Genomic DNA, 16,531 nt, shown 5'->3' with positions numbered 1-16,531 from the left:
AAAAAACATTTAAGCATCTCTATATCGACTAACTTTTGTCGATTAACTTTTAAATAGTTTAGAGGAGTCGGATTGTGGCTAATTCCGCAGGATCCCGTAAACGCGCTCGCCAAGCCGAGACGCGCCGTCAGAATAACGCGAGCCTGCGTTCCATGGTTCGTACTTACGTTAAAAAAGTAGTTACTGCTATTGAGTCTGGCGACCACGCAGCTGCTACAGCAGCTTTCGTTGCAGCACAGCCTTTAATGGATGGTGCAGTAACTAAAGGCATTTACAACAAGAATCAGGTTGCTCGCAAGAAGAGCCGCATGAATGCTGCTATCAAAAAGCTGGCTGCATAATCTCTCTGAGACGCAACCTGCAATAAAAAAAACCGGCTATGCCGGTTTTTTTATGCCTGGAAAAAGAGAACTAAAAAAGAGAACTTTACGCCAACACCAAATTATCCCGATGCACTAACTCTTCCTCACCCACAAATCCCAGCAAAGCTTCAATACGAGAACTAGGCTGACCGATAATCTTTTGCGCATCCCGAATCCCGTAGTTAACTAAACCACGACCTATCACCTTGCCATGCTCATCAGAAAGAACAACCATCTCACCACGGGAAAATGACCCGGTGACCGCTCGCACACCCGTTGGCAGTAAACTCTTACCCCGTTCAACCAACGCCGTTACAGCACCAGCATCCAAAGTCAAAGTACCACGAGCCTGCAAATGTCCGGCAATCCACTGTTTCCGCGCCGCCATAGGCGACTGCTCCGGCACCAGCATCGTTCCCAGCTCAGCCCCATCCCGCAGCTTCAGCAACACATTATCTTCCCTACCACTGGCAATCAGCGTCACCGCACCGGAGCGCGCAGCTAGTTTCGCAGCACGCACCTTAGTTGCCATACCACCCTGACCCAGAAGACCACCGCCGCCAGCCATCGCCTCTAGCGAACTATCACCCGCCATCGCTTCAGAGATCAGAGTTGCATCAGGGTTAGAACGGGGATCTGCTGTATATAAACCATTCTGGTCTGTCAGCAAAATCAGCGCATCCGCCTCAACAAGGTTCGCTACCAGCGCGCCCAGAGTATCGTTATCACCAAAACGGATCTCTTTGGTCACCACGGTGTCGTTTTCATTCACAACCGGCACTACACCAACAGACAACAAAGTCTTCAGAGTTGCCTGGGCATTGAGATAACGTTTTCGATCAGAGTGATCTTCGTGGGTCAGCAGAATCTGTGCTGTATGGGTGTCATGTCGTTTGAAATTGGTCTCATAGGCCTGCACCAATCCCATCTGCCCAACTGCCGCGGCAGCTTGCAATTTATAAACCTCGTGAGGGCGCTTAGACCAGCCTAACCGTACAATTCCCTCAGCAATGGAACCAGAGGAAACCAGCACAACTTCCACACCATCCCGGCGCAGCTGAGCCAGCTGATCCACCCAGCGACCGATAGCCGCCAGATCCAACCCCTTACCATCATCTGTAAGTAATGCACTACCAATCTTCACAACCCAGCGACGGGAAGTTTTCAGCTTATTACGCGCCTGACTCACTGGTAATTACTCTCTCAAAAAATCGCCCACACTACCTGAGCAACCCTTACTGAAAAAACTGACCTATAACAGGAAACAAAACCTAAGCCTCGCCAAATACCGCTCCGGTAGAGTTAACAGCCCCTAAGTCTTTACGTACTCCACTTCAACGTCATAATCGTCATCGTCGTAATCATCGTCGTCAAAGTCATTTTCGGCACGGCGCTTAGCACGAACCTCTTCACGCATCTGCTCAATCCGCTCCCGCCCTTCACGGTCGATAGATCGGCGTGCAGCAGCTTCCTGCTCAACCAACTCAGGATTCTCCACTAACTGCTCAGCCAACTCATCCAGGAACTTCTGAATATCCTGCACTAACGGCTTAGTACCCATTTTATTGATCGCAGATATCCGATAAACCGGACCTTCCCAGCCAAGGGCATCAACCACCGACTGACAGCGTTCATCCTGCTCTTCTTCAGGCACCATATCCAGTTTATTCAGCACCAGCCAACGCGGCTGAGCCGCCAGGGTAGGGCTGAATTTCTCAAGCTCGCGAACGATGACCTGAGCAGATTCCGCAGGAGTCACGCCATCCCAGGGAGCCATATCCACAAGATGCAGCAAAATACGATTACGCGCCAGATGCTTCAGGAACTGAATACCCAGACCCGCACCCTCTGCCGCGCCTTCAATAATGCCGGGAATATCCGCAATAACAAAACTACGATGCTTTTCAGTACTCACTACACCCAGGTTTGGCACCAGCGTAGTAAACGGGTAATTAGCAACCTTTGGCGTAGCAGCTGACACCGAACGAATAAAGGTAGACTTACCCGCATTCGGCAGACCCAGCAAACCCACATCCGCCAGAACCTTAAGCTCCAACTTGACGTTACGGGTTTCACCCAGACTACCGTTTGTAGTCTGGCGAGGCGCTCGGTTTACACTACTTTTAAAACGCGTATTCCCTAGACCATGGAAACCACCCTGAGCGATCTTTTCAATCTGACCAATCTCGGTCAAATCTGCCAACACCTCATCGGTATCGATATCAAATACAGTAGTGCCCACAGGCACCTGCATGATCAGATCTTCACCTTTCGACCCGGTACAGTTACGGCTCTGGCCGCCCTTACCGTTATCAGCCTTATGACGAGGCTGAAAGCGAAAATCGATCAACGTATTCAGAGACTCATTCGCCTCAACAAATACTGAACCACCGTCACCGCCATCACCGCCATCCGGGCCGCCGCGGGCAACATACTTCTCACGTCGAAAACTCAGGGTACCATTACCCCCCTTTCCGGCTTCGATGGTTATCGTCGCTTCATCTACAAATTTCATTATTCACCTCCAGACACACTGGATCCAGGCGCTAAACATAATGCCACTCAAACCGGCTGTTGAAAGCATACCTTACCAAACAGGATAGACTTTCAACAACAAGCTCAATCAGCTACCAGAAACAAAAAAAGCCCCGCAACCGCGGAGCTTTTTTAAGCATAAAAGCCGTATTAAGCGGTTTCTACAGTGATATATTTACGCTTTTGCGGGCCTTTAACAACAAATTTAACAACACCGTCTGCCTTAGCAAACAGGGTGTGATCTTTGCCGATACCTACATTTGGGCCAGCGTGGAACTTAGTACCGCGCTGACGAACCAGGATATTACCTGCAACAACTACCTGACCACCAAAACGCTTAACACCTAAGCGTTTTGACTCGGAATCGCGACCGTTACGCGTACTACCTGCTGCTTTCTTATGAGCCATTTGTCACTCTCCTACCAAACAGTCTTAGGCATTGATGCCAGTGATTTTTACTTCTGTGAAGTGCTGACGGTGACCCATCTGCTTCATGTGGTGCTTACGACGCTTGAACTTCATGATATGAACTTTCTTAGCGCGACCGTGGCTAACAACCTCAGCTGTAACCTTAGCACCTTCAACAACTGGCGCGCCGATTTTAACATCGTCGCCGTTAGCTACTAGAAGAACACGATCAAATTCAACATTTGAACCCGCTTCTACAGCCAATTTTTCCAGTTTCAGAGTATGACCTTCCTGAACTCGGTACTGCTTACCGCCGCTCACAATTACTGCGTACATTTTAATCTCCAGTTTAAAACCCATCCTGCTACTAAATAAGACGCCTACTTTAAATGGTTGAACCATATGGTAGGGAGCGAATTTGGATAGGTTAGGGCGCGAGATTATATATAAACACCTCTCAGGACTCAAGCATAAATATAGATATTAGTCTGACTTTCTTGACACCCGGATACGCACCCCCTAGCATGCGCCCATACATTTTAAGAGCTTACTATCCGTTCCTATGCTGCCACATCAGTTAAATCCAGTTATTGAACCGCAATTCGAAGCGGTAAACGACTATATTATCAACCACTTACACTCAGGTGTTCCACTGGTTGAGAAAATCGGACACTACATTGTAGAAAGTGGCGGCAAACGCATCAGACCTTTGCTGGTCCTGCTTGCTGCTAATGCGGCGGGTTATAAAGGTGATAACCATATCCCTCTGGCTGCAGTAATAGAGTTCATCCATACCGCCACATTGCTCCACGATGACGTGGTTGATAACTCAGAACTACGCCGCGGTAACGACACCGCCAACGCTAAATGGGGTAACGCCCCCAGCGTATTGGTTGGCGACTTCCTTTACTCCAGGTCCTTCCAGGTAATGGTAGAGATCCGCAATATGGAGATCATGGAAGTCATATCCAACGCCACCAACATCATCGCCGAAGGCGAAGTCCTGCAACTGCTTAACGCCCGCAACCCTGACACCTCCGAAGATTCATATATGCAGGTAATCCTGGGCAAGACCGCTATGTTATTTGAAGCGGCGACCGAGTCCGGCGCGTTACTGGCAGGCGCAGACAAGGCCCAACAGGAAGCGCTGCGCCTTTATGGCCGTCATATCGGCATCGCCTTCCAGATTATTGATGACGTAATGGACTACCTCAGCAGCGCTGAAGAGATGGGCAAGAATGTAGGTGATGATCTGGCGGAGGGCAAAGCAACACTACCCCTAATCCACGCCATGCGCGAAGGCACTGATGAGCAACGCCAACTGATTCGCCAGGCGATCCGCAAAGGCGGCCTGGATGATCTTCAGCCTGTCATGGATATCGTTCACGCCACCGGCTCCATCGATTACTCCCGCGAGACTGCCTGCGCTGAAGCAGACAAAGCGATCAAAGCACTGGACGCGCTACCTGACAGCTCTTTCAAAGACACCATGATTCAACTGGCTGACTTAGCTGTTAAACGCAGCAGCTGAATACGCCGTTGCTCGTTGCTCGTTGCTCGTTGCTCGTTGCTCGTTGCTCGTTGCTCAGAATCATCAATTTCTGCCCAACCAACACAACAACTTTCTTACAAAGCGCTTAACTCAAAAAGCCTTCCACACCTAGCATAGCAGGCTTTATCGAGCGACGTGCAAGTCACGTTCTTTGTGACGTTCGAGCCACGAACGACGGCTCTTACTTATCCCTCAAAACATAAACCGACTCCGCTTCCGCACGCCCACCACAACCGACACTTCGCTCTGTCACAAGCTTTTCCACCTCGAATCTTTCACTATAGAGCTCGCGTACTTCTGGCTCAGATACTGAAAACGGAGGCCCCTGCTGATCATCAAACTCCAGCGTTATCAATAGCATCGCAACACCCTCTGGTAGATTATGTATCAGGCTCTGCGCGTACGCTCGTCGCATATCAGCAGGAAAAGCAATCAGTGCAGCCCGATCATAAACCCAACGAACCTCTGCATAGCTAGCTTCAGGTAACACAAAAAAATCACCGCAAAGTAACTGCAACCCCTCATGCTCTCGAACGGCAAATCCAGCCTCCTGCCGGGCCGGGGCATCAGCACCCAGCTCCGACATAAAGGCCTGACAAGCCAGATCACTCAATTCAACTCCAGTCACCTCATGCCCCTGCTCTCTCAACCAGAGCATATCCCGACTTTTACCGCACAACGGCACCAAAACCCGACCTTCACCAGTAGCCATCAGCACAGACCAGTAGCGCTGCAAAAAACAATTAACCTGAGTCTGATGAAAACCTATTCGCCCAGACTGCCAGCGCTCATGCCAAAACTCGCTCTTCATTTCCCTTTAAATCCCCTCAAAAAGACCATTATCTGCCTGAATTTTCCTTTTTTAATGATACAGACCGTGCTCCCGATCCACTAACCCGGTATAATTCCCCGATATTTTGGCTAAAATAAAAGTGGATACTCAGCACATATGACAAACCCATCCTCATTTAATCGAGAAGAACTTCTTCAGTGCGGTAACGGCATTATGTTCGGCGAGGGCAATGCACGCTTGCCTATAGGCAACATGCTGATGATGGACCGCGTTACTATGATCACTGGTGAAGGTGGTAAATATGGTAAAGGCTACATAGAAGCAGAGCTGGATATTCATCCTGATCTTTGGTTCTTTGACTGCCATTTCCCAACCGATCCAGTTATGCCTGGCTGCCTGGGTCTTGACGCTATGTGGCAAATCGTTGGCTTCTTTCTGGGCTGGCGTGGCAATAAAGGTCGTGGACGCGCACTGGGATCAGGTGAAGTAAAGTTCACTGGCCAGATTCTACCAACCGCAAAGAAAGTTACTTACCGCATCGACCTGTCACGGGTTATCGAACGTAAACTGGTTATGGGCATCGCTGATGGCTCCGTTTCCGTTGATGGTCGCGAGATTTACACCGCTAAAGATCTACGTGTTGGTCTGTTCGTATCTACTGATAGTTTCTGATATTACAAAGCCCGCAACGCGGGCTTTAGTTCAGCTGTAGATCTATAATCACAACGTTTTTACTGAATTTAAAGAGGCATCCTATGAGACGTGTCGTTGTTACCGGAATGGGTATCGTATCTTGCCTAGGTACTGATAAAGAAGCCGTCCTTGACTCACTGAAAGAAGGCCGTTCAGGCATCAAGTTTCAGGAAGAGTACAAAGAGATGGGCTTTCGCAGCCATGTAGCAGGCAGTATCGATCTGGACTATACAGATCTAATCGATCGCAAACTGGTCCGCTTTATGGGCGATGCTGCGGCCTACGCTTACCTCTCTATGGAACAGGCTGTTAAGGATGCCAACCTAAGTGAAGACCAGGTATCTAATGTGCGTACCGGCCTAGTTGCAGGCTCTGGTGGTGCATCTTCTGCTGATATCGTAGAAGCCGCTGACATCCTGCGTACTAAAGGCGTTCGCCGTGTCGGTCCATATCGGGTAACCCGCACCATGGGTTCAACCGTATCGGCTTGTCTGGCCACTCCGTTTAAAATCAAAGGCGTTAATTATTCCATCACTTCTGCCTGCGCGACCAGCGCCCACTGTATCGGCAACGCGATGGAACAGATTCAGCTGGACAAGCAAGACATCGTATTTGCCGGCGGCGGTGAAGAGCTTCACTGGTCTCTGAGCATGATGTTTGATGCGATGGGCGCCCTGTCCAGTAAGTACAATGATACGCCTGAAAAAGCGTCACGCGCATACGATGCAAACCGCGACGGTTTTGTTATCGCAGGTGGCGGCGGCATGCTGGTTCTGGAAGAACTTGAACACGCCAAAGCACGTGGCGCGAAAATCTACGGTGAGTTGGTTGGCTATGGCGCAACCTCTGACGGTTATGACATGGTTGCACCTTCTGGTGAAGGCGCAATGCGCTGCATGAAGCAGGCAATGAGCACCGTTGATGGCAGTATCGACTACATCAACTCTCACGGCACCTCAACACCTGCAGGTGATATCCAGGAACTGAAGGCGATGAAAGAGACCTTCGGCGCCGAGATGCCAGCGGTCAGCTCAACCAAATCACTAACCGGTCACTCTCTAGGCGCGACCGGCGTTCAGGAAGCAATCTATAGCTTGCTGATGATGGAAAACAACTTCATCTGCGCTTCCGCTAATATTGATGAGCTTGATCCGGCAGCTGTTGGCCTGCCAGTTGTCACAGAACGTAAAGACAATGTCGATCTGCAGCGAGTGATGTCTAACAGCTTCGGTTTCGGTGGCACCAACTCGACGCTGGTCTTCCAGAAGTTCGAAGGCTAGTTACCAGATACCTTCTGGCACATAAAAAACCCGCTGATGGCGGGTTTTTTTATGTGCAAAATCTATTTCTGAGCAGCTGCTATTCGTCTACCACTTTCAGATCTCGCATCTGCGCTTCCAGCCATCCGATTGAGTCTTTATGGATATCATCAACACTTCGATCGACAGCCTCCACCGGAGAGCCAATACGCACGGTCACAGTGCCGGGGTACTTCACATAGCTTTTACCTGGCCAGAACAACCCGGCATCATGAGCCAGAGGCACAACAGGTACCTGACCACTGGCCGCCAGCATCGCTCCACCTTTGTTAAACTTACCCAGCTTACCGGTTTCTACCCGAGTTCCCTGGGGGAAAATAACAACATTAATTCCATCTCCCAGACGATCTTTACCCTGTATCAGCAACTGCTTTAATGCACCGCGGCGCTTGCTGCGATCCAATGCGATAGGCTTCAGCATGCCCAATGCCCAGCCAAAGAACGGAATCTTCAACAACTCTTGTTTCAACACCGCACTCTGTGGACGTATCAAAGTTTGCAGGAATAACGTTTCCCATTCACTAGAGTGGTTAGCGACGACCACATAAGCACTATCCTGCGGTAGATTTTCCCGACCTTCTACTCGATATTTAACACCACAACAGAGGCGCAACCAAAACATCGAGAAATAGTTCATCAGAGTAAACAGCTTAAAACGCGGGCGAAATGGCAACATCCACCCCACCAGCAAACAGAAAGCAGCGAACACCAAAGTCACCGGATAAAAACCGATGTAGAAGAGCGTTGCTCGCAGATATAAAAACAGAGAAGGTTTTCTGGTCATCGGCTGATCGCCATCCTTTTCAGCATTAACATCGATTTCTACAGATGGCTTCAAGGACTCACCTTCCAGTGACCACTCTTACCACCTTTCTTTTCCAACACCTTAATCTCTGAGATCACCATGCCCTTATCAACCGCTTTGCACATATCATAGATAGCTAACGCAGCAACAGAAGCAGCAGTGAGGGCTTCCATCTCAACGCCGGTCTGACCCGCCAACTTACAAGTGGCCAGAATCATAACCGAATCAGATTCCGGCTGCGGTAACAGTTCAACAGAAACTTTACTCAACATCAACGGATGACACAGAGGAATTAGATCTGAGCAGCGTTTAGCGGCCTGTATTCCCGCTATGCGCGCCACGGCTAATACATCCCCCTTTTTATGATCACCCGCAGTGATCATATTCAAGGTCTCAGGTGTCATCGTCACAACCGCCTGAGCCGTTGCCTCCCTGCTGGTCACTGCCTTTTCTGAAACATCCACCATATTGGCGTGGCCATTTTCATCTAAGTGGGTCAGACGACTCATACAGTCTCCTCCTGCTTCTTTTTATTGTTTACCGGGTTGGCATACATCTGCTTCAATATTTCAGCTGCAGACGGACTCATCCCATCGGTACGCGCGGAAAACAGAGCCCGTGATGCGTCATCAATCTGATCGCTCTCATCTCCTGCCGCCAGCAGGTTAGAGGGGTGAATATAGTAGTTTTCAATAATCTGCCGATCAATCTCTGCAGCCAGTTCATCCGGATTATCAATACCGGTAATTACATTACCAAAAGACACATGAACATGTCCTTTGTTACCGGTAATACCCGCCACAATACTTTCAATATCTTCAAACTGAGATTTCTGATATTCACCACCCTGCAGCTTGGCGTCCAGCTCTTCAGCTTTTGCTCGGTCGCAAGGGTCGTACTCATAGGAAATTGAGACAGGGACTATTTTGACCCTATCCAGGAACTCCATGAAACTGCGCTGTTTACGGTGCGACATATAAAACATTTTCAAAATAGCAGGATCGGTAAAATCATTACCATCTTTCGCACGCCCCTCTCGCTGAGCTATCCAGACACTTGCTTCGTCATGTACCAATGAGTGGTCAATGTAGGAGGAAAGCTGACCCAGCGCAGTTAAGACTTCACGCCCCTTCGCTGAACGATTGACGATAAAGCTTTTATTTAACCGCATCAGATCGGACACATAAGACTTACGCAACAGGTTATCGCCAATAGCGATCCGCAGTGTATCGAAATCATTCTGAAACAAAACCCAGTTTATAAATGCCGGGTCCATGGCGATATCCCGATGATTCGAGACAAACAGATAAGCCTCACCCTCCTCAAGATTTTCAAATCCGGTACAGCTCAACCGAGTTGTTGTACGGGCAACCATCTTGGTCATATAACGACCAACGAAATTCTGGAAATCCAGGATACTCTCAATATCATCCGCCTTCTGTGCCAGAAAGATCCGCACCGCAGGTTTCAATAACCAGCCGAAAGCACCTGCCATACGGGGAAACTGATATTGGGTAATTGCAGTAATAAACTCATCATCATGGATCAGCCGATTCAGCACATCGCTTACTTCATTATCATGATAAGGACGGATGTTCTGAAATGGATCGTTTGACGGACTGGCTGCCATTCTGCCTCCTGAGGCACTGCGAATATTTAAGCCGGGTATTTTACAGGGAGATGGGAATAATTTCAGCGTAGATTGCCCGTTCTTTGGATTTAACAGGCTTAGGAGGGTACAACAGGTCTAATCTAGAGTATGTAAACAAGAGCGCGATCAATACTCTGGGGCATGCAAAAGCACAAAAGACTTACTCTCAGCCCCCCAATATTAACCGCCGGTCATATTCATAAACCTAACGACCTGAGGTGTTTCATCATTAAGATCGAAATGATGTTCTTCAGGTTTCAGGTCCATCGCCTTAATAAGGTGCTGTTTCAACACTTCAGTCTCGCCGGGATGATCACGTAACACTTGCCGCAGATCCATCGAATGCTCATTACCCAAACAAAGTAGCAAGCGCCCTTCGACGGTCATTCTTACCCGGTTACACTCACTACAAAAGTTATGACTGTGGGGCGAAATAAAGCCGATCTTACTATGACTGTCAGCCATCCGATAATAACGGGAGGGACCTCCGGTTTTATCTACGGATTCCAGCAAGGGATAAACCGGGCTGATCTTTTCGAACAGCTCATCACTGGAACAATACATCTCTGCCCGGTCATGCTCGGTAATGGCACCTAATGGCATCTCCTCAATAAAGGTAATATCTAAGCCTTTGTTGCGGGCAAAGGCAATCAAATCAAGAACCTCATCGTCATTGCGGCCTTTTAATACTACAGCGTTCAACTTGATTCGTTCGAAACCCGCCTCAATCGCAGCATCAATGCCTTCTAACACTTGCGACAGCCGTCCCGTCCGTGTCAGCCGCTTAAATTTATCTTCCTGTAGACTGTCGAGACTAATATTTAACCGGTCAACACCTAGCCGCTTAAGCTCGGTAGCCATGCCAGGGAGTTGCGAGCCATTCGTTGTAATCAGCAATTCAACAGGTAACTGCCCTAACTGCTCTACCAGCGTTAAGATTCCCTTTCTGACTAACGGCTCACCACCGGTAAGGCGAATCTTATTCACACCTAATTCGACAAAAGCCCGGGCAACGCTATATATCTCTTCCAACGACAACACTTCACTGCGCGGCAAAAACTGCATCTCTTCAGCCATACAATAAACACAGCGAAAATCACAGCGATCCGTAACGGACAGGCGCACATACTCAACCCGGCGACCAAACCGGTCGACTAGTTGATTTTCTATGCTGTTATTCTGTTTTGTTGTCATATCAGGACTAGTATCTCACGATCTTATAGGCAAAAATATACCCGACTATTTTAATCAGTTATTAACTCAATTTTAAGCGAGCTCACAACGCATGTATTTAGCACTCAAACATACACATATCACTTTTGCCGTTTTAAGCATTCTGTTTTTTACGGTGCGGGGATTCTGGATGCTCACCACACCTGAGAAGTTACAACAACGCTGGGTCAGAATTGCACCACATATCATCGACACATTGCTTCTAGCCAGCGCTATCGCGCTTACCTTCACCATTAACCAGTATCCTTTTAGCGAGGGCTGGCTAACCGCAAAATTGATAGCGTTAATTGCTTACATTGTTCTAGGAACAGTCGCTCTGAAAAGAGGAAAAAGCAAAGCCATTCGTACGCTGGCCCTGATCATGGCGCTGCTCTGTGTTGGATATATTGTCTGGGTCGCGCTGAGTCATAACCCCTTACCCTGGTTACTCTGATATTAAGCCTGGGCGTCACTCAGCTCTTCGTTCTGATAGTGATCACGTATCATCCCGACGAGCTGACTTCGCCAAGGTAATTGGCGTATACCAAAGTCATTCAATAATTTATTGCAGACCAGCACCGAAGAAGCGGGACGTTCGGCATCACTGCCCAGTTCAGAAGAGCTGATCGGTACCAGTTTTTCTGCTTTAAGTTTTTCATACTGACCGGCAGCAGCCAGAACCGCTTCGGTAAAGCCGTAACGGGTCGTAATCTCTGCACAACAGTAGTGATAAGTTCCCCAGTTGTCCGCGCCATTGTGAATCTGCTTAAGAATAGCCACAACTACCCGGGCAATATCACCGGCAGAGGTAGGACAACCGCGACGATCATCAGCCGCAAAAATCTCTTCCTGCTCCCTGGCCTGTATCAGGGCCCGCCGCATAAAGTTGTCGCCAATTGTACTGAATACCCAACTAACCCTGAGAATTACATGCTGCGGAAGAGCCGCGCGTAATAACTCCTCCCCCTGCCACTTACTTTCACCATATAAGCCCAAGGGACTGGCTTGATCAGCCTCGGTATAACCACTTTCATAATGCCCGTCAAACACATAGTCAGAAGAGAGGTGAAGCAGCGGAATGGCCAGATCGCCACACGCCATCGCTAGGCTTTCAACCGCATCTCTATTCAATGCAAGACAACGCTCTGATTCAACCTCAACCCGATCGACTGCGTTAAACCCAGTAGTATTGATAACATAATCGGGTAGATGTTGATCCAGTTGTTTCTGGACCTGCTCCCGGCTACTGATATCGAGTTCCGCATCGGTGAAAGCCACCACAGAAAAGAATGGATCACTCCGGGTCACCTGGTTTAAAAAATAGCCTATCTGACCATCAGCACCGGTAATTAATATCTTTGCCGGGGTGGTCAAAAAATCCTGTGTCATTAACTTAAAACTCCAACTGTACACTGCTAAATCAACGATACCATATCAAGCCGATAGCGAAACTAAAAAGCGCATGGAAGACTAAAAGATTACCGGGATATAACAACCGTCCCGTATAAAACATACAGATTTCAAAAAAACCCCGCCTGATGGTGGCTTTTTTTACGCTATAATTCGCGCTAAATAATGAGACACGGAATCTACTCATGCCGTTAGATATCAGCTCCCACACAGGCGATAAACCTGCTGGGCGTATTCGCAAACAAAACGAAAAACTGATTCTGGCGGCGGCTGAGAAGGAATTTGCGGCCTGCGGATTTAAAGGAGCAAGTATGCGAGAGATAGCCGCTCGTGCAAACTTGCCTAAAGCCAACATCCACTATTATTTTAAAAATAAGCTGGGACTTTATCTTGCGGTACTCAGCGATATTATTGACCTGTGGGATGGCACACTTAGTAATCTGACCGCAGACGATGACGCGGCAAAAAGCCTGGCTCAGTATCTATGTAAAAAGATCGAGTTTTCCCGCGACCACCCGTTAGCCTCGCGTATCTTTGCTAGCGAGGTTATCAGCGGCGGCCCAAATTTAGGCAGCTATTTTACTGAAGGCTATGAGGCATGGTTTCGATCCAGAACCGCTGTCTTCGAACAATGGCAACAACAGGGCAAGCTTGATCCCAATATCACCCCAAGCCATCTGATATTTTTACTCTGGTCCAGTACTCAGCACTACGCGGACTTTGCCCTGCAAGCATCTTCTGCGCTGGGCAAGGAAACACTAGATGAAGAGGACTATGAGCAGGCCATCACAACGCTCACTCACATCATTCTGAAGGGCTGCGGTATCTCCCTGGAAGATTAACCAGACAGATAATCCATTATCCAGCGCAATTAAATAGAGCTGACTGAGCTCAACATTCACAAACGATGCGATAGGCTCTATTTCAACTATTGGTTAGCGCAACAACTGGCCAGCCTTTTTAGAAGGTGACTTTTACCAACCCAAACAGACTATAAAACCTCCTATCTCGAAACAAATTTATCCAGTGTCTAACTTTTTGCTTAGTTATTCACAACATATAAGACTTTACTAACCTCTTTAAGCATAGTTATCTTATAGCTGCAGATTCTATTAGCTTTATTTACTTTAGCGAGATGACCCTTTTGACGCAGACCCTATCACTCCCGCGGCTCACCCTACGTGGCATCAGCAAGCAATACCCCGGCTGCCTGGCTAACGACGATATCCATTTGGATATCGCCCCAGCAGAAATTCACGCGCTACTCGGTGAAAATGGTGCCGGGAAAAGCACTCTGATGAAAGTCATCTATGGTTTGGTAAAGCCGGATAGTGGTGAGCTGCTTTGGGATGGACTGCCAATCGAAGTTAAAGACCCGGCACATGCCCGTAAAATGGGTATCGGTATGGTTTTCCAGCACTTCTCTCTATTTGAAACACTGACCGTTACCGAAAATATTGCACTGGCTCTGGGGGACGATGCTGGTGAACTGGAGGCGCTGGCAACAAAAATTCGCACTGTGTCTGAGAGGTACGGTATGGCGATTAACCCTGACAGAGAGATACATACGCTCTCTGTCGGTGAACGACAGCGGGTTGAGATCGTCCGTTGTCTGGTACAAAACATCAAACTGTTGATTCTTGATGAACCCACTTCCGTGCTCACACCACAGGAAGTAGAGACTCTCTTCGTCACCCTAAGACAACTGGCAGAGGAAGGCTGCTCTATCCTTTTTATCAGCCATAAACTAAACGAAGTAAAAGCACTTTGCCATAAAGCGACCGTCTTACGGGCGGGTAAAGTCTCCGGAGAGTGCATCCCCGCCGAGGAAGACACTACCAGCATGGCCAAGCTCATGGTGGGTGATGACACGCCTGTCAGCACTACCTATCCTAAAAAGCTAGGCAGCTCACCCTTGCTGACGATCACCGCGCTGGACCTGCCTAGCGACGATCCTTTTGGCGTACACCTGAGAAACATCAACCTGACAGTGAATGCGGGAGAAATCGTTGGTATCGCGGGCGTTGCCGGTAATGGGCAGGAAGAACTACTAGCCAGTCTGAGCGGAGAACATCTCTGCCGGGATGGCAAAACCATCCGTTTTGCAGAGACAGAGGTCGGTAAACTACCGCCGGATAAACGGCGGCAATGGGGCCTGGCCTTCGTTCCTGAAGAGCGCCTTGGACGGGGAGCCGTCCCGGAAATGAGTTTAACCGAAAACGCACTGCTGACGGGATATCTGACAGGCATGGTGAGTAAAGGAATGGTTGCCTGGAATAAGGCTGAAGCCTTTGCCGATGATATTATCCAACAATATAAAGTCAAAGCAGCCGGCCGCAACGCCCAAGCCGATAGCTTGTCCGGCGGCAATCTACAGAAGTTTATTATTGGCCGGGAGATCATGCAGAACCCTAAAATTCTGATTGCCGCCCATCCCACCTGGGGCGTCGACATCGGCGCTGCGACCGCAATCCACAAAGCCTTAATTCAACTAAGAGATCAGGGTGCCGCCATTCTGGTGGTCTCTGAAGATATCGACGAACTATTTCTAATATCCGATCGAATTGGCGCAATCTGCGACGGCGCTCTTTCACCGTTCAAACCAACTCCAGAGTCATCGATACAAGAACTCGGACGCATGATGGCCGGCGACTTTAGTCAGTCCACCAGCGAAGGGAGTGCAAGCCAATGATCAAACTGGAACCGCGCGGTGAACGCTCCACCACAATGGCTTATCTTTCACCCCTGTTAGCCGCATTTCTGACGATGCTAACCGGCGCAATACTTTTTACCGTACTAGGTATTGATCCCGTTGATGCGCTGATCACAATTCTCTACGTCCCTATATCTGATACCCACGGAATCGCAGAACTCTGTGTAAAAACAGCGCCCATCCTGCTCTGCGCCATAGGCCTGTCCGTGGTATTCAAAGCAAAAATATGGAACATAGGCGCCGAAGGCCAACTGCTGATGGGTGGACTATTTGGCAGCTTCATAGCGTTGCAACTGATTGAAGCTGAAGGATTTTGGGTGCTCCCTCTGGTACTGATCGCCGGGGTAATAGGCGGAATGTTCTGGGCTGGTATTGCAGCCATTCTGAAAGTCCGCTTCAACACCAATGAAATATTAACCACTATCATGATGAACTATATCGCCCTGAATATTCTGCTCTGGGCGGTACATGGCCCGCTTAAAGACCCTGAAGGTTACAACTTCCCTGAGTCTGCACTCTTTGGCGACGCCTCACTGTTACCGATATTGATTGAAGGTACCCGCGTAAACTTTGGCATAGCTCTGGCATTATTGGCTGTCGTTGCGGTCTGGGTACTGATGAGCCGCAGCTTCTACGGCTTCCAGATTAAAGTGATGGGAATGGATGCCGGTGCCGCCAGACTGTCCGGTTTCAAAGAGAAGCGACTCACTTACTTTGCACTGCTACTCAGCGGTGGTTTGGCTGGCTTAGCTGGAGTGGGCGAAGTCACCGGCCCCATTGGACAGCTGATTCCACAGATATCCCCCGGCTACGGCTATGCGGCGATCATCGTAGCGTTTCTGGGCCGCCTGCACCCGGTGGGAATACTGTTCGCCAGCTTATTAATGGCCCTGCTATATATGGGCGGAGAGATGGCACAGATAAGTCTTGGCCTGCCTTTAGCGCTGACCGGGCTGTTTCAGGGCATGCTGCTATTCTACCTACTGGCCTGTGATGTACTTATCGCATTCCGTATCCGCCTCAAGCCCAAAAAAGCAAAAACCTTGCAACCATTAGCGACAGAGACACAGGGATAACG

18 protein-coding genes are annotated in these 16,531 nt (G+C 48.9%); 8 read left to right on the top strand and 10 right to left on the bottom strand.

The window, feature by feature from the left end; all coding sequences use genetic code 11:
• Positions 1-74: 74 nt before the first annotated feature.
• Entirely contained in the window at positions 75-341 is a 267-nt protein-coding gene (gene rpsT, locus QZZ54_RS16075; RefSeq protein ID WP_290704159.1) for a 30S ribosomal protein S20, read from the top strand.
• A gap of 85 nt (positions 342-426) precedes the next feature.
• Here the strand turns inward: rpsT and proB are convergent, their stop codons facing one another.
• The 4 genes from proB to rplU all read right to left on the bottom strand — a co-directional run bounded on the left by proB (position 427) and on the right by rplU (position 3,641).
• Positions 427-1,551, bottom strand: coding sequence for a glutamate 5-kinase (proB, locus tag QZZ54_RS16070; protein ID WP_290704157.1), 1,125 nt, complete (start codon positions 1,549-1,551; stop codon positions 427-429).
• Between the two features lie 123 nt (positions 1,552-1,674).
• On the bottom strand, positions 1,675-2,877 hold the full coding sequence (cgtA, locus tag QZZ54_RS16065; RefSeq protein ID WP_290704155.1) for an Obg family GTPase CgtA: 1,203 nt from the start codon (positions 2,875-2,877) through the stop codon (positions 1,675-1,677).
• 170 nt (positions 2,878-3,047) lie between these two features.
• The gene (rpmA, locus tag QZZ54_RS16060; RefSeq protein WP_290704152.1) at positions 3,048-3,305 is read right to left on the bottom strand and encodes a 50S ribosomal protein L27; all 258 of its coding nucleotides are present in this window, start codon (positions 3,303-3,305) and stop codon (positions 3,048-3,050) included.
• Positions 3,306-3,329: 24 nt separating this feature from the next.
• Positions 3,330-3,641 (bottom strand): 50S ribosomal protein L21, encoded by a 312-nt coding sequence (gene rplU / locus QZZ54_RS16055; RefSeq protein ID WP_091361781.1) that lies wholly within the window; start codon positions 3,639-3,641, stop codon positions 3,330-3,332.
• A 226-nt stretch (positions 3,642-3,867) separates the two neighbouring features.
• On the opposite strand from rplU, the gene ispB reads away from it, so the two are divergent.
• The gene (gene ispB, locus QZZ54_RS16050) at positions 3,868-4,836 is read left to right on the top strand and encodes an octaprenyl diphosphate synthase (protein ID WP_290704145.1); all 969 of its coding nucleotides are present in this window, start codon (positions 3,868-3,870) and stop codon (positions 4,834-4,836) included.
• A 202-nt stretch (positions 4,837-5,038) separates the two neighbouring features.
• On the opposite strand, the gene QZZ54_RS16045 is transcribed toward ispB, so the two are convergent.
• Positions 5,039-5,668: a thiopurine S-methyltransferase gene (locus tag QZZ54_RS16045; protein WP_290704142.1), complete on the bottom strand. Its 630-nt coding sequence runs from the start codon at positions 5,666-5,668 to the stop codon at positions 5,039-5,041.
• A 138-nt stretch (positions 5,669-5,806) separates the two neighbouring features.
• Here QZZ54_RS16045 and fabA point away from each other — a divergent pair, with 138 nt between their 5' ends.
• Both fabA and fabB read left to right on the top strand, forming a co-directional pair.
• Positions 5,807-6,322, top strand: coding sequence for a bifunctional 3-hydroxydecanoyl-ACP dehydratase/trans-2-decenoyl-ACP isomerase (gene fabA, locus QZZ54_RS16040; RefSeq protein ID WP_290704139.1), 516 nt, complete (start codon positions 5,807-5,809; stop codon positions 6,320-6,322).
• Between the two features lie 83 nt (positions 6,323-6,405).
• Entirely contained in the window at positions 6,406-7,623 is a 1,218-nt protein-coding gene (fabB, locus tag QZZ54_RS16035; RefSeq protein WP_290704136.1) for a beta-ketoacyl-ACP synthase I, read from the top strand.
• Positions 7,624-7,702: 79 nt separating this feature from the next.
• Here fabB and QZZ54_RS16030 read toward each other — a convergent pair whose 3' ends face one another.
• From QZZ54_RS16030 to moaA, 4 genes are all read right to left on the bottom strand, one after another.
• Positions 7,703-8,500 (bottom strand): lysophospholipid acyltransferase family protein, encoded by a 798-nt coding sequence (locus QZZ54_RS16030; protein ID WP_290704132.1) that lies wholly within the window; start codon positions 8,498-8,500, stop codon positions 7,703-7,705.
• Positions 8,497-8,976: a cyclic pyranopterin monophosphate synthase MoaC gene (gene moaC, locus QZZ54_RS16025; RefSeq protein WP_290704129.1), complete on the bottom strand. Its 480-nt coding sequence runs from the start codon at positions 8,974-8,976 to the stop codon at positions 8,497-8,499. The genes QZZ54_RS16030 and moaC overlap by 4 nt, the downstream gene beginning before the upstream one ends.
• Positions 8,973-10,097, bottom strand: coding sequence for a 1-acyl-sn-glycerol-3-phosphate acyltransferase (locus tag QZZ54_RS16020; RefSeq protein WP_290704126.1), 1,125 nt, complete (start codon positions 10,095-10,097; stop codon positions 8,973-8,975). Before QZZ54_RS16020 ends, moaC begins: the two co-directional genes overlap by 4 nt.
• 201 nt (positions 10,098-10,298) lie before the next feature.
• On the bottom strand, positions 10,299-11,312 hold the full coding sequence (moaA, locus tag QZZ54_RS16015; protein WP_290704123.1) for a GTP 3',8-cyclase MoaA: 1,014 nt from the start codon (positions 11,310-11,312) through the stop codon (positions 10,299-10,301).
• Between the two features lie 91 nt (positions 11,313-11,403).
• On the opposite strand from moaA, the gene QZZ54_RS16010 reads away from it, so the two are divergent.
• Positions 11,404-11,784 (top strand): SirB2 family protein, encoded by a 381-nt coding sequence (locus tag QZZ54_RS16010; protein WP_290704120.1) that lies wholly within the window; start codon positions 11,404-11,406, stop codon positions 11,782-11,784.
• A gap of 2 nt (positions 11,785-11,786) precedes the next feature.
• On the opposite strand, the gene rfbD is transcribed toward QZZ54_RS16010, so the two are convergent.
• The gene (gene rfbD, locus QZZ54_RS16005; protein ID WP_290704118.1) at positions 11,787-12,719 is read right to left on the bottom strand and encodes a dTDP-4-dehydrorhamnose reductase; all 933 of its coding nucleotides are present in this window, start codon (positions 12,717-12,719) and stop codon (positions 11,787-11,789) included.
• A gap of 206 nt (positions 12,720-12,925) precedes the next feature.
• Here rfbD and QZZ54_RS16000 point away from each other — a divergent pair, with 206 nt between their 5' ends.
• The 3 genes from QZZ54_RS16000 to QZZ54_RS15990 all read left to right on the top strand — a co-directional run bounded on the left by QZZ54_RS16000 (position 12,926) and on the right by QZZ54_RS15990 (position 16,529).
• The gene (locus tag QZZ54_RS16000; RefSeq protein ID WP_290704115.1) at positions 12,926-13,582 is read left to right on the top strand and encodes a TetR/AcrR family transcriptional regulator; all 657 of its coding nucleotides are present in this window, start codon (positions 12,926-12,928) and stop codon (positions 13,580-13,582) included.
• A 302-nt stretch (positions 13,583-13,884) separates the two neighbouring features.
• Positions 13,885-15,432: an ABC transporter ATP-binding protein gene (locus QZZ54_RS15995; RefSeq protein ID WP_290704112.1), complete on the top strand. Its 1,548-nt coding sequence runs from the start codon at positions 13,885-13,887 to the stop codon at positions 15,430-15,432.
• A complete protein-coding gene (locus QZZ54_RS15990; RefSeq protein WP_290704109.1) occupies positions 15,429-16,529 on the top strand; it encodes an ABC transporter permease in 1,101 nt (366 codons plus the stop codon). Before QZZ54_RS15995 ends, QZZ54_RS15990 begins: the two co-directional genes overlap by 4 nt.
• Positions 16,530-16,531 lie beyond the last annotated feature (2 nt).

Origin of the sequence: Amphritea sp., assembly GCF_016744155.1 — a bacterium.
Taxonomy (GTDB): Bacteria; Pseudomonadota; Gammaproteobacteria; order Pseudomonadales; family Balneatricaceae; genus Amphritea.
The sequence above is the reverse complement of the archived record's forward strand: the minus strand, read 5'-3'. Positions and strand labels throughout refer to the sequence as shown.

Bases quoted from the DNA above. Each gene is read 5' to 3' on its own strand.
- moaA (WP_290704123.1), bottom strand. From the start codon at position 11,312: ATGACAACAAAACAGAATAACAGCATAGAAAATCAACTAGTCGACCGG.
- moaC (WP_290704129.1), bottom strand. From the start codon at position 8,976: ATGAGTCGTCTGACCCACTTAGATGAAAATGGCCACGCCAATATGGTG.
- cgtA (WP_290704155.1), bottom strand. From the start codon at position 2,877: ATGAAATTTGTAGATGAAGCGACGATAACCATCGAAGCCGGAAAGGGG.
- QZZ54_RS15990 (WP_290704109.1), top strand. From the start codon at position 15,429: ATGATCAAACTGGAACCGCGCGGTGAACGCTCCACCACAATGGCTTAT.
- QZZ54_RS16000 (WP_290704115.1), top strand. From the start codon at position 12,926: ATGCCGTTAGATATCAGCTCCCACACAGGCGATAAACCTGCTGGGCGT.
- ispB (WP_290704145.1), top strand. From the start codon at position 3,868: ATGCTGCCACATCAGTTAAATCCAGTTATTGAACCGCAATTCGAAGCG.
- rfbD (WP_290704118.1), bottom strand. From the start codon at position 12,719: ATGACACAGGATTTTTTGACCACCCCGGCAAAGATATTAATTACCGGT.
- QZZ54_RS16010 (WP_290704120.1), top strand. From the start codon at position 11,404: ATGTATTTAGCACTCAAACATACACATATCACTTTTGCCGTTTTAAGC.
- rpmA (WP_290704152.1), bottom strand. From the start codon at position 3,305: ATGGCTCATAAGAAAGCAGCAGGTAGTACGCGTAACGGTCGCGATTCC.
- QZZ54_RS16020 (WP_290704126.1), bottom strand. From the start codon at position 10,097: ATGGCAGCCAGTCCGTCAAACGATCCATTTCAGAACATCCGTCCTTAT.
- fabB (WP_290704136.1), top strand. From the start codon at position 6,406: ATGAGACGTGTCGTTGTTACCGGAATGGGTATCGTATCTTGCCTAGGT.
- QZZ54_RS16045 (WP_290704142.1), bottom strand. From the start codon at position 5,668: ATGAAGAGCGAGTTTTGGCATGAGCGCTGGCAGTCTGGGCGAATAGGT.
- rplU (WP_091361781.1), bottom strand. From the start codon at position 3,641: ATGTACGCAGTAATTGTGAGCGGCGGTAAGCAGTACCGAGTTCAGGAA.
- fabA (WP_290704139.1), top strand. From the start codon at position 5,807: ATGACAAACCCATCCTCATTTAATCGAGAAGAACTTCTTCAGTGCGGT.